The sequence below is a fragment of the Bacillus sp. RZ2MS9 genome, assembly GCF_001816185.2.
GTDB classification, from domain to species: domain Bacteria; phylum Bacillota; class Bacilli; order Bacillales; family Bacillaceae_G; genus Bacillus_A; species Bacillus_A cereus.
This window is the reverse complement of the sequence record NZ_CP049978.1, coordinates 3,212,098-3,227,698: the sequence shown is the minus strand read 5'-3', so window position 1 is coordinate 3,227,698 and position 15,601 is coordinate 3,212,098. Positions and strand designations below refer to the sequence as shown.

Sequence of the window (15,601 nt, the reverse complement as noted above, 5' to 3'; positions counted from 1 at the left end):
TGCGCGGACAGCCCTTTTTTGTTTACCTGATTTACATTTTGAGAATACTTCACAGTCATAACGTAGTAGGCGTAGTAAAATATTTATTCAATGTATTATTTTTCAAAGAAGTAAGCGGAACCTTCATCTCACTACCTTCCTTCATATTCCGCAGCACAACAGTGTTTGTACTAAGTTCTTCTTCACCAATAATAAGCACATAAGGGATATTCTCTTTATTGGCATAATTAAGGGCACGTTTTAATTTGCGTCCTGCTAGTTCGAGTTCGATTTTTAAGGAAGTGGTAGAACGTAATTGCTGGGCAATTTGTAAGCATTGTAATTCTGTCCCGAGCGGGATGATAAATAGATCCGCTGTAGATGAGATTGTTTCTTTCTGCGATAGTGCTGCATAAATAACGTCTAAACCGAATGAAATACCGACTGTTGGATAGTTCATACTATCACCACGGAATGCTCCAATAATGTTATCGTAACGGCCGCCGCTACCTATGCTAGATGTAATTGAGCCATCTTTTAGGAAGATTTCATATACAGTACCTGTGTACATTGTCAGTCCTCTTGCTAAAAACGGATTGAATATCGTATTTTCATTTATTCCGAGAGCGATTAAATATTGCTGTAATTGTTGCAATTCGTTTACGCCATCGGCAACGAGTTGGTTATTGAAAGCTTCTTTAAAGTCAACAATTGTAAGCTTTAGACAAGATAATACAGTATTACATATTGTATCAGCCATTTCTTCAGAAATTCCGCGCTCTAATACATCTTTTCGTACACCATCAATCCCAATCTTTTCGATTTTGTCTAATGATAAAATGACGTCATTTGTTAATTCAGTAGGGATGTTAATGGCCTGAAGAATACCATTTAACAATTTTCGGTTATTATATTGGATCGATATCTCTAAGTTTAATGTTCGGAACAGCTCAAACGCCATGCTCATGAGTTCCGCTTCAGCCATGACTGATTCTACACCGACAATATCAACGTCGCATTGTATAAATTCACGAAATCTTCCTTGTTTAATTGGCCCATCTCGAAATACTTTCCCAATTTCATAACGTTTAAAAGGGAGGCGGAGGTTCGGGTTCATTGCCACAACTTTTGCGAATGGAATAGTTAAATCGTATCGTAAGGCAATATCACGTTTTCCTTGATCTTGAAGTGTATATATTTCTTTTAATATTTCATCACCACCGCCGTACTTGTAAGACATAAGCTCATACATATTTAACGTCGGCGTTTCTAAAGGTTTGCATCCGTATCGTCCAAACGTATCTTCACAAGCTCTTTTAATTTTATTTCGCAGCACTTGCTCCTCTGGTAAATAGTCTTTCGTTCCTTTTACATTTCTCATTTCCATCATAATCACTCCTTTTTTAAATTAAAAAAAGCTATGCAGGTATAAAAATACCCACATAGCTTTATGAACGCTTCGTGGGTCAACAGGAAAAGCCCTGTACCCACGAAGAAAAATTTTTCTTCGGATACACGGCGTTACGTATGATGATGAAGTTGGAAAGAAGTATTAACATTTCGCATGACAAATCTCTCCTTAACATAAGTTTTTCCAAATTATATCAGATGATTTTTGAATTATCAATATTTTTAGTTTTATGATTTTTTATACTTTCACTTATAAGCATGCATGTTAAGTTTTATAAGAATGGATGTAAACTACATGTAATTTAATACGTGGAGTAGTGGAATTAGATGATATACAACTGGTAGAGGAATCGATGTTTGCGGATATAGGACGCTAGTGATAGTTTGTCTTATGTCATTAAAAAATAAAAGATTATATAAATTATCTATTGAAGGGTATAGGTATTAAAAATACTACTGAAAATTTTTGATGTTGTGGAAATAAATAGTGAATAAGCTAAAAATCTAGATTAGATGCTCTAGTAAAATACAAAAAATTGTCCTTTATATAGGAGTTCTTCTAAATATTATCTTGTAGTACTAAACGTATTATGAAAAACCACTATTTAAATTGAAAGCATACTAGGTGTGGATGGACAATTTTATAAAAAGGTATAGAAAATATTTAACCAGTTAGTGCATATTTGATTTAAATTAATTAATGCTTTAAAATAATCAATATAGAACTAACGTTTGGTTTTGGGGAGGTATTATGGGAATTAGTGGGAAGGAGAAAAATAACTTTTTCAACATTTAAATAGCGAAAAAAAGTATTTATATTTTAGAAGATTGTATGACTATCGTTCAGACGGACTTGTAGAATTTTAGATAAATTTGTAAACTAAATATAATAATATTATTTAGTTTACGGGGGTAGTTATGTTCAAGACAGAATTTGGGACATATGACGGAGACAGTTGGGAAGAACAATGTCAGTCATATTTGAAAATGAAGTATGAATCAGATGGCTATCAAGAAATGCCAGCGAATACCCATGGTGACCTTGGAATTGAAGGATTCACGAGAAGTGGAATCGTGTTTCAATGTTATTGCCCTGATGATGAATATGATTCTGCAAAGTTATATAAACATCAGCGGGATAAAGTGACAAAGGACTTAAATAAATTAAAAAAAAATAAAAATAAATTATTACGATACTTGCAAAATGTGAAAATTAAAAAATGGATACTTTTGACTCCTAAATATACAAACAAAGAACTAGTTGCACATTGTCATGAAAAAGCAATTGAGTATAGAGAAGATGAAGAATTAATAGATTTATTAGACCCTGAATTTGATGTACTTGTTCACGATGAAAAATATTATGTCAGTGAAATTTTTAAAATTAAACAAATTTTAAATGAAAAGATTACTATAAATGTGCCAGTTCCTAATGAGCAAGAGATTATTGATTGGAAGCAATGTCAAACAAGTTCAATCGAAATCTTAGATAGAAAAATTAGTGCATTGTTTGAAGGACTGGATACAGAAATTAAAATACAAAGAACGAATAAGTACATCAATTTACAGGTGAGAAATTATATCAAGGGACAGGAAATTTTAAATCGTATGCAGCAAAATTATAGTTTAGCATACGAAAAACAAGTGAGAATTAAAGATTCCATAGCTGAACATTTAGAAGAAGAGGTATTATTAACGGATTTAATGCCAAAGGCATTATTAAAAGATACAATGAAAAGGTACAAGTCAGCCTTAGAGGGTGAAAAGTTTCATGAGATATTTGAGTTCTCGGTGTATGAGGATTTATGCAGTGAGGCAATTGCGAGCTGGTTAATAGACTGTCCTTTGGATTTTGGAGGGTAATTTATGGATTTACCATTAGATGAAATCAAACAGATCAATTTTAGTAGAAAAAAAATACCGATATCACCAGAATTAAGACCCATGTTTAAAATTTCACAAATTGTATTGATACTATATATTTCTTCAACAAAGCAAACAGCTTCTTTATTAAAATTACAACTTTTTAATTGGGCATTAAAAAGAACAGCTAGATATGACAGATTACTAAAATTAAAAGAAACAAGACATTTTCCAATCATACGTTTTGATCCATTTTTGAATAGGGCACTTAATTATGGAATAGCTATGGAGTTGTTTTCTTTTAATGAAAACACAGGAAAATTCACTTTAACTACAAAAGGAGAAGAGTTTGCTGTATCAATTGAATACCAAGAAGATTTATTAGAAGAAGAAAAATCCTTCTTACATAGTATAAAAAAGAGTTTATCGGATAAATTTTTATCGTCAATCTTTAAAGAGGAGTACCAATCATGAATAAATTGAAAATAAATCGCTTGAAAATTACAATAGAGACGAGTGAGGGGCTTTTTGGTACGGAGATTTCTTTAGAAAATGGGTTCAACATTTTAAGAGCTAGAAATACAAAAGGAAAAAGTTCGTCTTTAAATGCAATTTTATATGCGTTGGGCATTGAAGAGTTATTAGGTGGAAAAGGTGCAAAAACGATGAAACCGGTCCTTAAAGATAAACTTCTTTATTTGGATAAAGAGATTCCTATTTTAGAATCAAAAGTGCAGCTAGAAATTTCAAATAATAAGAATGAAATTATTACACTTACTAGATGGATAAAATCATCAAGTATTGATGATAAATTAATTCGAGTTCATTTTGGGCCAGCGATAGAGTGGAAAATAAAAAATAGTTTGGAAACAAAGGACTTTTATGTTCACTTACAAGGTGCTGCCGTTGAAAAAGCTGGTTTTCATAAGTTTCTAGAGGGATTTTTAGGATTAGAACTTCCTATGGTTCCAAGTTTTGATGGAAAAGATAAACTGTTGTATATACAGTCACTTTTTCCATTGTTCTTTGTTGAGCAAAATGAAGGATGGAGCAGATTTTATGTCCCGATTTCAGGGAATTATGGTATCCGTGATTTATCCAAACGTGCTTTTGAATTTTTACTTGATATGGATGTTATCAGAAATTCAAAAGAAAAAGAAGAGCTAAAAGTACAGAAAGTCTTAATTTCAAGTAATTGGCAGGCTCTTAAACGGGATTTTGAAGGACTGGCTTTTAGTATACATGCTGAAATTCCAAGATTTCCAGATAAACCTACTCTTTTAGATGAATTACATTTGAATGTTGTAGGAGAAGACAATAAATTGATTGCAATTGAAGAAGAGATATTTATTTTAGAAGATAGAATAAAAGAAAAAGAGAGCTTTGGAGTAAAGGTAATTTCAGAAGTTGTTGATGAATATGAGGAGAAAATCCGTGAGCAGGAAACCATAGTCATGGCATTACAAAATGAAGTTAATTCATTTAGGCAGGATTTACGTTTAGAAATCAATAATCAAAAAATAATGGTAGAAAACTTAGAAAATCTAGAAATTGATTTAAAAAGAAATAAAGAAGCTTCCAAATTATATAAGTTAGGATCAGATATAGACTCAACATTACCTCAAGGATTATGTCCAACATGTCATCAGCATGTTGAAGATACGTTAATGCCGAAGGATACAGGGATAAAGCCGTTAGATTTGAATGAAAATATAAAGTTTATAAATGAACAAATAGCGACATTGAAATTTGGGGTTAAGCAATCAAAATTAGTGATTAAGAATAAAGAATCAAGACTTGCTGTCATCTTAGAACATTTAAATGAAGCAAGGAGAGAATTGAGATTATATAAAACGGAACTAAGTGAAAATCCTAAACTACCAACCAAAAGAGAGTTAGATAGGATTGTTGAAATGAAAATCCGATTGAACAAATTGTCTGAGGCGAATGTATCGTTTGAGAAATTGTTAAGTCGTTTTGAAAATATAAAAGGTGAATGGAAAAATTACTTAAAAAGATTGGAAAATATGTCGAGTGAATATTTTTCAAAATTAGACAAAGAGAAATTAGCATATTTTGAAAAATGCTTTCTCATCTTATTAAAGGAATTTAGTTTCTCAAGTATTAAAACGAATGAAATTTCGATTTCTCATGACAAATATACCCCTATTGTTAAAGGGTTTGATATTAAATTTGATTCATCTGCCAGTGATAATATACGTTTAATATGGTCTTATATAATAGCTATATTTAAGACAAGTGAGAAATTCGCAGGAAATCATCCTGGTTTGATGGTATTTGATGAACCAGGTCAACAGCAAATGGCTATGAATAGTCAAAAGGAATTGTTTGAAGTTTTAGCAAAGAGTAAAGGACAATCTATAGTAGGTACTTCACTGGAACCGCATGAAATAAAAGAGATTATAAAAGATTTGAATGTGAACTTTATTGATTTAGGGGAAGAGTATATTATTAAACCATTTAAATGAAAATTCTAGTGTACAGATAAAAATAGGATTAATAGTTGTGTTGTTTGAAGATGAGAATTAACAAAAGGACCGTGAAAAATGGTCCTTTTACATTTTGTATTATTTATTAGTTTTTCAGACCTTGTTAATAATGATTGTTATCCTTTTTATTAGAATTAATAGTTGATTTTTCACTATTATTTATGTGAATGTAATTTGTGTTTTTGATATGAATTTCAGGAATCAATGATTTATTATTTTTTCTTTGTTTCCGTATTTTTAAAAAGGAAATTATAAAATATAACAATAGGAAAAATGCAAACCATGGGAAATGTTTCTTTTCTGACGTATATAAAAAGGTAATTAAATTAATGGAAAGAAGAATTCCTAAAGTGATCCGATAATGTTTTATCATCATAAATAACCATTTTCCAATGGTGTTAATTATCTGTAAAAACAAATGAATGCTTTGTAACAATTTATTCACCACCTTTTATGTGTTTTTTAGTAGATATTTCTTTTTATTTTGTCACGGAGAATGAATTAATAGTCGTAAATATTGAGATATAAATAAAATTTATATGAAAAATGGTTTTATATGCGGATTCGGAGCTTATATTAGATTGACAGAAGTGTATGTAAAACGTAATTCATTTGTGGAAAGATATAAATAAATAGTATTTGAATTTATCTACAAAAATGTGAAGTTCCGCAGAATTGTTAAAAAGAGGTGTATAATAAAAGAAAACTTAATAATATGAAATAACCTTTTAAGGAGAACGTTATGAAAAAAGATAAAACAAATGCGATGCGAATATTAGATAAAGAAAAAATTGAATATTCGATGATGTCATATGATCCAGACGATGGGAAAATTGATGGCGTATCAGTAGCCGAGAAAATTGGACGAGAAGTGAGAGAAGTATATAAAACGTTAATCGCTCAAGGGAATAGTAAAAATTATCATGTGTTTATTATTCCGGTAGATGAGGAACTAAATTTAAAAGCTGCCGCAAAAGCAGTAAGTGAAAAGAAAATTGAAATGATTCCTGTTAAAGATATTACGAAAGTGTCAGGATACATTCGCGGCGGTTGTTCACCAGTTGGAATGAAAAAGCTATTTTCTACATGTATTGATGAAAGTGCCCAATCACTTGAAACGATGATAGTGAGTGGCGGGAAAATTGGTATACAAATTGAGCTTAAAGTAGAGGACTTGGCGAAAGTGACGAGAGCGCAGTTTGGTGAAGTAACGAAATAATGATACATAGGAAAAGAAGTTCTAGTTTTATCCCGCTATTCGCCGGGAAGTAAGACCCTCACCTCAAAATTCAGCGGAAGCAAAGAAATTAGATGGGGATCAACTGCCCGTAAAAGCCCGATTGGTGAGGGCTGATTAAAGTTTCACTTTATTGAATTTAGACAATAATTTATAGGATAGTTAGTCCATTATGGGGCTGATTATCCTTTTTTATTTGCAGACTAGATAAGGATTGGATATTCAGTTTAATGTAGGCGTGTAATATGAAACATTTGTTTGGCTTTAGGAGGAGGTAAAGCCTCGATGTAAGAACTTGAAATAAACAAGCAGAGTTTATTCTTAAAGATAGACAAAGAACCGGAGAGTGTTTTAATGAGGAGTCAAGAAATATCCATAAGAAAGCACAAATTGGGGGATGCCAGTATTTTTGAAAAAACACGCTAATAGTATGCAAGATTTTATACAGTTTTTTGGCTAATCCAGTAACAAACAAGAGCACTAAAACCGCGTTAGGATAGGAATGTATAAAATATGTATAGATTCATAGAACTAAAAAAGGGTTCACTTGTGAGAGCAGGGTTGTCCTTTTTCCTCGCTAACGATAATGATGGGTTATGTTAACCTCATATGTATAGAATATACAGTTAACTAAAAATGAAAAGTTTACAATTAAAAATCAACAATAAAAAACAGTAATGTAAAATCACTACTGTTTTTTATTGTTTCTTATAAGTGAATCATTTGTACTCCTGTCTATATAATTTAAACGAATAAATAGCTCCAATAAAGAATACAAAAGCTTCAAATAATATAAAGATTTGACGGAAATTCTCAATATCTTTACCAACTAAAGAAATAAATATAGCATTCATTAGAATTTGAGTAGTAAACATACGAGAAGTAATTTTTAAATAAATAGTATTTGTTCTTTCAACCGGTTTACCAATTTTTTTGTAAATAATAATAAGTGCAATTACTGAACCCAAAAATAGAAGTGCTGTAAGTCCTACAACGATATTAAAATTGGCTGTACTTTCTAACATCCATTTATTTAATAGATCAATCATTATTATCTTCCTTTCCTACATAAGAGAATATTTTGTTCTTCTTTTTCACTATAATAAAAAAAGGAAAAAGAAAACATCGAACTTTCTTACAAACATTCGTGTATTCTTACAGTTTTGTCATTTTGTAAATGTATTCATCGCCCTGTTTTTCACTATTTTCTTTGGAAAACATAGTGAATTACGAGAAAGGGCGCTACAAAATCAACTTCCGAGAACAAAAATTATGTAAATAAGCTGTTCACTGGATTCTCGTAGAAAACTGTGGTGAGATAAAATTTTTGATTTTGTAGCACTTTAAAATCTTAGCTAGAGGGCTATTTATCGGTATCCCACAATAAAAAGGCAGGAACATATCAAATATGCTCCTGCCTTTGATTTTATTAAGTTTAATATCTATGACCTAAATATAATAGAATTTGGAGCTTCTTTTTATTTTAAGTAAATTGGGTAATTAGACTATAACATTAATGTTTATCGTTGAATATCATAATAATATAATGGAGGTGATGTTATATGGCTCTTACTACAGGACCAATTGAAAACGTAGGAAATCAACCTGCTAATGCAAATAGAGTTAGGGTGAAAATCCTTAACCGTACTGCGGGCCCACTTACTGGAGTAGCTAGAGTTTTTAGACTTGACGGTTCATTAGTATTAATTGAACAGGTAAACTTCAATGTGAATTCTAATGCTTCTACTTTTGTAACTCTAAGTTTAGTTCATCCTGCTTTTGGACAAGCATTTGAATATGAAGTTCAAATTGTTCCTAATCAACCTGGTGGACTATATAGTGTTTATGGACTAACAGCTGACAGTGTTATCATTACTGCACAACGTATTGTGAACTCAGAATTGACACAGTTTCTTTAATTAAAATAGATTGGTGCCTACATGGTATCCAATCTATTTTTGTACGTATTATTCAGGGAAAGAAAGGTTTTACACAAAAATAAAGACAGTTATGGAAAAGGGAAAAGTCGAGCTATCATCTTGATTTTTATTATTTCTGTCTTAGATTGTATCTGTTTTGTGGCACGGTTTTCTTTGAATGCATTTTATTCAAACTGTTTTTTAAAGTATTTATCAAATATGCATTATTGCATAAATAAATTTAAATTTATAAGTTAATATTAAACTACTTTTAAATTGTAAAGAATATTTTAATAATCTTTATAGGAGAAGGATATTTCTTGTTAAAAGTGAAATTGTTTGGAATGTGAATAAATAAAAAGTTTAGAAGTGATACAGACTGGATAGAGTCTTGTATTAAATAAACAGAAAAGGGGTAGGGGTTTCTAAAAGGTTTCGGGAGTTAGAAAGCATTTTTTAGTGAATAGCTTCAAATTATATTTTAAAGGGGAAATGGGTATATGAAGTTTCGAAATACAAAGCTTGCTATGATTACACTGTCTTCATTTTTTATTTTAGGTTCTGCATCTCTATCATTCACAGATACTATACACGGTGAAGTAGCTCCTGCATCAGCACAAGAGAGTATTGTGAAAAATTATGACGATACATATTATAATAACGCAATAGGAAAAACGGGTTTAGAATTAAAGAAGAAACTGCATAATATTATTGATAATCATACAAAGCTATCATACAGTGCGGTTTGGGAAGCGCTAAGAGATACTGATGAGGACCCAAATAATAAAAATAATGTGATACTCTTATACACTGGTCGTTCGCAAGGGAAACTTACGAATGGATCAGGAGTAAATAACTGGAACCGAGAGCATGTTTGGGCAAAATCTCACGGTGACTTTGGAACGACTGCAGGACCTGGAACAGATCTACATCATTTAAGAGCGACGGATGTATCTGTAAATAGTTCACGTGGAAATCTGGATTTTGATAATGGTGGTGTGAATCATTCTGAAGCGACAGAATGTAAATATGATAGTGATTCTTGGGAACCTCGTGATAGTGTAAAGGGAGATATTGCTAGAATGCTGTTTTATATGGCTGTTCGTTACGAGGGAGACAACGGCGAAATAGATTTAGAACTAAATGAAAAAGTGAATAACAATAAAGATCCATACATGGGGAAACTATCTGTTTTATTAAAATGGAATGAACAAGACCCGGTCGATGATTTAGAGCGAAAGCGTAATGAAGTGATTTTTACAAAATATCAACATAACCGCAATCCTTTTATTGATCATCCTGAATGGGTAAATAAAATTTGGAACTAAGATTTTTAAAGGTATTATATTTTGATAAAAGGGATTGATCATTATGATCAATCCCTTGTTAGATTTTTACTAGAATAAATGATTTTTATAGGACTAGTGAGGGAAATAGAATAGATATTTATATGGAACGATAGTACTTATTTATCTAGTTAAGTATTTAGTAAGGTCCCCACTCAATATTCACCCCAACAATAAGAAAAACAAGTCCGATGATAAACCAAATGAGTGCAAGTGGAGCCATGAAACGAATCCATTTTCCATAAGAAATGCCGCTTGCTGCGAGAACGCCCATTAAAACACCGGAAGTTGGATTAAGGCAGTTTACTACACCCTCGCCGAGCATAACAGCCTGTACTGTAACTTGGCGTGTAATGTGCATGAAATCAGCTAATGGAGCTAATATCGGAATAAAAATAACCGATTCTCCTGTCCCGGATGAAATAAGGAAATGTAATGCGGCACTACTTACGTACATACCGATAACGCCAAATACAGGGCTTTGTCCTTCAAGAGACTGTGCGAGCTGGTTAACGATTGTATCAAGTAATTTTCCTTGTTCTAAAATGACTGAAATACAGCGAGCCATTCCGACGATTAAAGCACCATATATGAGATTTTGGCAGCCCGCTAGAAAAGTAGAAGCGATATCGTTTGCTTTCATGCCACCTATTATTCCGGCTGTAATTGCTATGAAAATAAAAGTAGCGGTCATTTCTGCGTCCGTCCAATGTAGACGAAAAGCGCCTATTAAAAATGCAATTAATGATAAAGCTGAAACGAGTAAAATTAATTTATGACGTATCGTCCAAGGAACTTCTTTTTTCTCTGCTTCCTTTTCGCTTGAAAGGGCGTTACTTGGAAACCAGTTATCGCCAAGAATGCTTCCTTTATTCGATTTTTTCAAGCGCTTTACATACCAATTAATATAAAGGATAGTGGCAAGTAAAAAAGATATATAGATAGCTGTGCGTAAACCAATTCCCGAAAACATCGGAAGTTCTGCGATCTTTTGTGAAATGCCTAAAGGTGAGGGGGATAAAATAGTAGCGTTAAAACCAGCATAAGTGCCTAAATAAATAATTGCTACACCGACGATAGCGTCCCATTTTAATGTGCGTGCAACGATGATACCGATGGGGATAAAACCGATAACTGAATTAACGATAATGCCAGTCGTTCCGAGAATAGAAAAAAGTGCGGCAACGATACAAATGAAAAGTAATTGCTGATTACGAAATTTGTTTATAACATGATAGATTAAACCGTCAAGAGCACCTGTTTTTTCAAGAATGGCAATGGCACCGCCTGTAAATAAAATTAAAAAGATGATCGGAGCAGCAAGTGTCATTCCTTTTTCAATAGCGGTAAAAAAAGAAACAAATCCTACAGGTGATTGCGGAACAGAATGATAGCTACCTGGTATTGTCGTTGTAACGGTCCCGTTTGTAACTCTTTTAAATTCTCCAGCAGGAACAAAATACGTAGCAATGGCGCAAAGTAAGGCAATAAAAAATAGTAGTACGTACGCATCAGGCATTTTAAACTTTTGTTTACTAGGTTGTTTTTTTGCCTCAGTTTGTATTTGCATAAAATTCCTCCTTCTTCATTTTATTAATTTCAATATTCTGAATTCAATCTGTGAAATAGATTATAATAAAGGTAGCTTCTTAAGGCAATAGTTTTTGTATCCTTTTCCCGTACATACAAATTATTGCAATATTAGACAGGGAAACGATAATAAGCCAAGAATATGTTATGTAGAAAGAAAAAGGAAAAGAGGGAACAAGATGTGGAAAACTACAGATCTATGTGATGAATTTGAAAAGGAATTACAAATATGTCGCCAGTCTTTTCGGTCTTTTGGGAAGAAAGAACAATTCCACGGGAAAATTGCAACTGTAAAAGTGAAAGATGATAATGTACTAGTGAAGGAAGGATTGCAAACATTACCAGAAGGAACAGTATTAGTTGTTGATGGCGGAGCGTCTACTAATTGTGCGTTACTTGGTGATAATTTGGCAGCTATTGCGGAAGAAAGAAAGCTAGCAGGAATTATTGTGAATGGGTATGTTCGTGATTCTAGTGAACTAAAGAATATTAATATTGGTATTTTAGCGTTAGGAACGATGCCAAATAGAAGTGTGAAAGAAGGAAAAGGAGAACGAAATATTTCATTGCACTTTGGACAAGTGGATTGGAATCCAAATGAATATGTCTATGCGGATGAAGATGGCGTCATTATTAGTGAAAAGAGTTTACATAGTTAAGAGTTAATAAGTTATTATTCTTAGAAAATAAATCCGATAAAGCATGGACAAAATTCTTTGTCAATAGTAAAATAATACAGAAATTTAAAATTTACAGAATGTATAGGTTTATCGTTTTACGATAACTTAAATGGAAGTAAGTTGTGCCAAGAAAAGTGAATGTTATCACAATGATACGTTCATAAACAAAATTATTTTTCCTATACAAATATAGCCGCGAATAATGCGGGTAGGAGGTGTTGTACATTTTTGTTCGACACTTACAAAAAGAGAGTGTCAATCGCACGCCCTTGAAGGGCCTTTTTTTGTGTAAATGGTAGTAAGGGAGGAAATTTTGGGATGGCAATGTTGAAAAAGTGGCTGCTTACGTCGTTAATGGCAGTGACACTTGTATTTGTTTCTTTTGCGAATACAGTACATATTACGTTTGCTGAAGAAAATACAGCAAAACTTGCAATTATTGGGGAATCACAAAAAGGCATTATGTTATGTCCGAAAGAAGAGCAAATTAAAGATGGGGAAACAGCTTTAAGTTTGCTGCAAAAGGTCATGGGGGACAAGGTAGAATCTGAAACGATGTCGTTTGGAACATATGTAAAAGGCATCGATGGTTTAATGGCCGGGGCTACAAGTGCTTGGCTGTATGATGTAAATGATAAGTCTGCAGAAGTCGGAGCAGATAGTTATAAATTAAAATCTGGAGATGTTGTTGTCTTTCGCTTTGTTTCAGACTGGAGCAATATAAGCCAGGAAACATTGAAAGAAACGTTAGATAAGTTCGGGACGTGTAAAACAGAAGAACCTAACGGTGGCAAAACAGAAGAACCAGAACCAGAAGGTGAAAATGGTAAACCGACAGTCGATCCAAAACCGGAAGATGAAAATGGTAAACCGACAGTCGATCCAAAACCGGAAGGTGAAAATGGTAAACCGACAGTCGATCCAAAACCGGAAGGTGAAAATGGTAAACCGACAGTTGATCCAAAACCAGAAGGTCAAGATGATAAAAAAACAGAACAACCACAGCAAGAGAACATTCAAGTTCCAAGTGCACAATTAAACGAAGCCATTTCTAAAACATCAGATAAGATGTTACAAGATGGAATTGAAAGTGACTGGGTAGCTGTAGCGCTTTCTCGTTCTGGAAAGAATGTGCCAATTGAGGCAAAATTAAATTATGTTAAGTCAGTAACTGAAAAAGTAGAAAAGCGTATTAACCGTTTTTCAGCGACAGATTTAGCTAGAACAATTATTATGATGAATGCAATGAGTGCAGACCCTAAAAATGTAGGTGGACATAATTTAGTTCAAAAATTGTATGAGTCAGATAAAGTGAATTCTGTTACAGGTTATGCATTTGCTTTACTTGCATTTGATACGAAGAAGTATGAGATTCCAGTTGAATCAAAATGGAACAGAGTTGCTCTAGTGGAAGCACTGTTAAATAATCAGCATACAGACGGTGGATGGACTTATAATAGTTCAGGTAGTAAAGATAGTGCTAGTAGCGTTGATGTAACAGGTATGGTTTTATCAGCATTAGCTCCTTATCAAGAGCGATCAGATGTGAAACCAGCTATACAAAAAGCTGTTGCGTATTTATATAACGAACAGCTGCAAAATGGCGGTTTTTCAGCTGATGGACAAGAAAATTCAAATAGTACTGCGCAAGCAATTATTGGATTATCGCTTGTTAAAGATGTAGATCAAAATCGTCTTCATAAGGCAATGCAAAACCTATTATCATATCAACTTTCAAATGGTGAATTTAAATGGTTACCAAGTGATCAAAATGGTAACGGAATGGCTACAGAACAGGCTCTTTTAGCATTACTTCAATTTAAGGAAATGGGAAAATCTATTTATGATTGGTCTAATGTAGACGCTGGTGATGTAATTAAGCCAAAACCGATTGAAGAGCCAGAAAAGGTCGTTGAACCAGAAAATAATGTAGTAGAAAAAGAAGTTACTGAAGAACCGAAAGAACAAAAACAAGTACAACAAGAAACAAAAGATGAAAATCTAAAAGTAGTTGTAGATAACGAACCGGTTAAGAATAAAAAAATCGGAAACGGTAACAGTCTACCAAAAACAGGAGCATCTTCTCATAGTCCAGCAACAGAAGTAGGTATGGGTGTATTATGTATTGCTTCTGCATATGTATTATGGAGACGTAAAGCAGCTTAACAAAAAATTAGGAGCAATTATTTGCTCCTAATTTTCGTATGAAAGGTGAGAGATAGGATGAGTAAGGTGAAATGGTTCATTTCTTTACTGCTTTCGCTCGGGCTACTTGCCGGATGTGAAGAGGCAGCTGTAAAGCCTGAAAAGAAGGTAGAACCGAAGCAAGAAGAGGTAGCGAAACAAGAAGAACAAAAAGATGAAGCGAAGCCAGAAGAAAAAGCAGAAGAAAAGCAAGCTGAATCAGAGCAAAAGCAGCAAGAAGAACAGAAAGAGAAACAAGAACAAAAAGTAGAAGAGAAGCCGAAAGAGGAAAAGCCGCAGGCACAACCAGAGGTAAAGAAAGAAGAGAAACAACAGGAACAACAGGAACAACCGAAAGAGCAACCTGCTGTAAATAAGCAACCAGAGCAGCAACAAGTACAAGAAGAGAAACAACAACCGAAAGCACCAGAAGTAAAAGAAGAAGCAAAGGTTGTGAATCAGCCGAAAGAAACACCGAAGCAGGAGCAAAAAGTTGATCCGAATAAAGGTGGAAAAGACGTAACTCTTCCAGCACCACCGAAACCAGTACCACCTAATCCACCAGCACCACCGAAACCGCAAGCAAAACAAGTAACAATCTCGGTAAAAGGAAATAACGGATATATAATGGGTGCGAAAAAGATGGATATACAAGATGGCGATACTGTGTATAAAGTATTACAACGTACAGGATTAGATGTTGATGCAAGCGGATCTAGAGATAGTATTTATGTAAAAGGTATTAATGATTTATATGAAAAAGATATTGCGGATACTAGTGGATGGAAATATCGTGTGAACGGTGCTTTTCCAAACCATAGTGCTGGTGTAGCTACGGTAAAACCAGGAGATACAATTGAGTGGGTATACGTATTACAATAAG

Annotated in this window: 12 protein-coding genes; 9 read left to right on the top strand and 3 right to left on the bottom strand. The window is 33.3% G+C overall.

From position 1 onward, the window contains the following. Positions 1–55: 55 nt before the first annotated feature. On the bottom strand, positions 56–1,369 hold the full coding sequence (locus BHV55_RS16460; RefSeq protein ID WP_100240250.1) for a histidine--tRNA ligase: 1,314 nt from the start codon (positions 1,367–1,369) through the stop codon (positions 56–58). A 938-nt stretch (positions 1,370–2,307) separates the two neighbouring features. Here BHV55_RS16460 and BHV55_RS16455 point away from each other — a divergent pair. From BHV55_RS16455 to ybaK, 4 genes are all read left to right on the top strand, one after another. Next, entirely contained in the window at positions 2,308–3,252 is a 945-nt protein-coding gene (locus BHV55_RS16455; protein ID WP_070756786.1) for a hypothetical protein, read from the top strand. Positions 3,253–3,255: 3 nt separating this feature from the next. Next, on the top strand, positions 3,256–3,726 hold the full coding sequence (locus BHV55_RS16450) for a hypothetical protein (protein WP_070756784.1): 471 nt from the start codon (positions 3,256–3,258) through the stop codon (positions 3,724–3,726). Then, positions 3,723–5,741 (top strand): hypothetical protein, encoded by a 2,019-nt coding sequence (locus tag BHV55_RS16445; protein WP_070756782.1) that lies wholly within the window; start codon positions 3,723–3,725, stop codon positions 5,739–5,741. Before BHV55_RS16450 ends, BHV55_RS16445 begins: the two co-directional genes overlap by 4 nt. Positions 5,742–6,504: 763 nt before the next feature. Then, complete coding sequence (gene ybaK, locus BHV55_RS16440) at positions 6,505–6,981, top strand: Cys-tRNA(Pro) deacylase (RefSeq protein ID WP_000710861.1); 477 nt, start codon at positions 6,505–6,507, stop codon at positions 6,979–6,981. A gap of 737 nt (positions 6,982–7,718) precedes the next feature. Here ybaK and BHV55_RS16435 read toward each other — a convergent pair. Beyond that, the gene (locus tag BHV55_RS16435) at positions 7,719–8,048 is read right to left on the bottom strand and encodes a hypothetical protein (RefSeq protein WP_000566272.1); all 330 of its coding nucleotides are present in this window, start codon (positions 8,046–8,048) and stop codon (positions 7,719–7,721) included. Between the two features lie 513 nt (positions 8,049–8,561). Here BHV55_RS16435 and BHV55_RS16430 point away from each other — a divergent pair. Further along, a complete protein-coding gene (locus tag BHV55_RS16430; protein ID WP_001229426.1) occupies positions 8,562–8,918 on the top strand; it encodes a hypothetical protein in 357 nt (118 codons plus the stop codon). A gap of 500 nt (positions 8,919–9,418) precedes the next feature. Further along, positions 9,419–10,246: an endonuclease I family protein gene (locus BHV55_RS16425; protein WP_070756779.1), complete on the top strand. Its 828-nt coding sequence runs from the start codon at positions 9,419–9,421 to the stop codon at positions 10,244–10,246. A gap of 157 nt (positions 10,247–10,403) precedes the next feature. Here BHV55_RS16425 and BHV55_RS16420 read toward each other — a convergent pair whose 3' ends face one another. Then, positions 10,404–11,834, bottom strand: coding sequence for a YfcC family protein (locus tag BHV55_RS16420; protein WP_001166973.1), 1,431 nt, complete (start codon positions 11,832–11,834; stop codon positions 10,404–10,406). 199 nt (positions 11,835–12,033) lie between these two features. On the opposite strand from BHV55_RS16420, the gene rraA reads away from it, so the two are divergent. The 3 genes from rraA (at position 12,034) to BHV55_RS16405 (ending at position 15,600) form a co-directional block, all read left to right on the top strand. Continuing rightward, entirely contained in the window at positions 12,034–12,513 is a 480-nt protein-coding gene (gene rraA / locus BHV55_RS16415) for a ribonuclease E activity regulator RraA (RefSeq protein ID WP_000266038.1), read from the top strand. A 339-nt stretch (positions 12,514–12,852) separates the two neighbouring features. Next, on the top strand, positions 12,853–14,700 hold the full coding sequence (locus tag BHV55_RS16410) for a DUF4430 domain-containing protein (protein WP_070756777.1): 1,848 nt from the start codon (positions 12,853–12,855) through the stop codon (positions 14,698–14,700). Positions 14,701–14,757: 57 nt separating this feature from the next. Then, a complete protein-coding gene (locus BHV55_RS16405) occupies positions 14,758–15,600 on the top strand; it encodes a DUF4430 domain-containing protein (RefSeq protein ID WP_070756775.1) in 843 nt (280 codons plus the stop codon). Position 15,601: the final 1 nt, after the last annotated feature.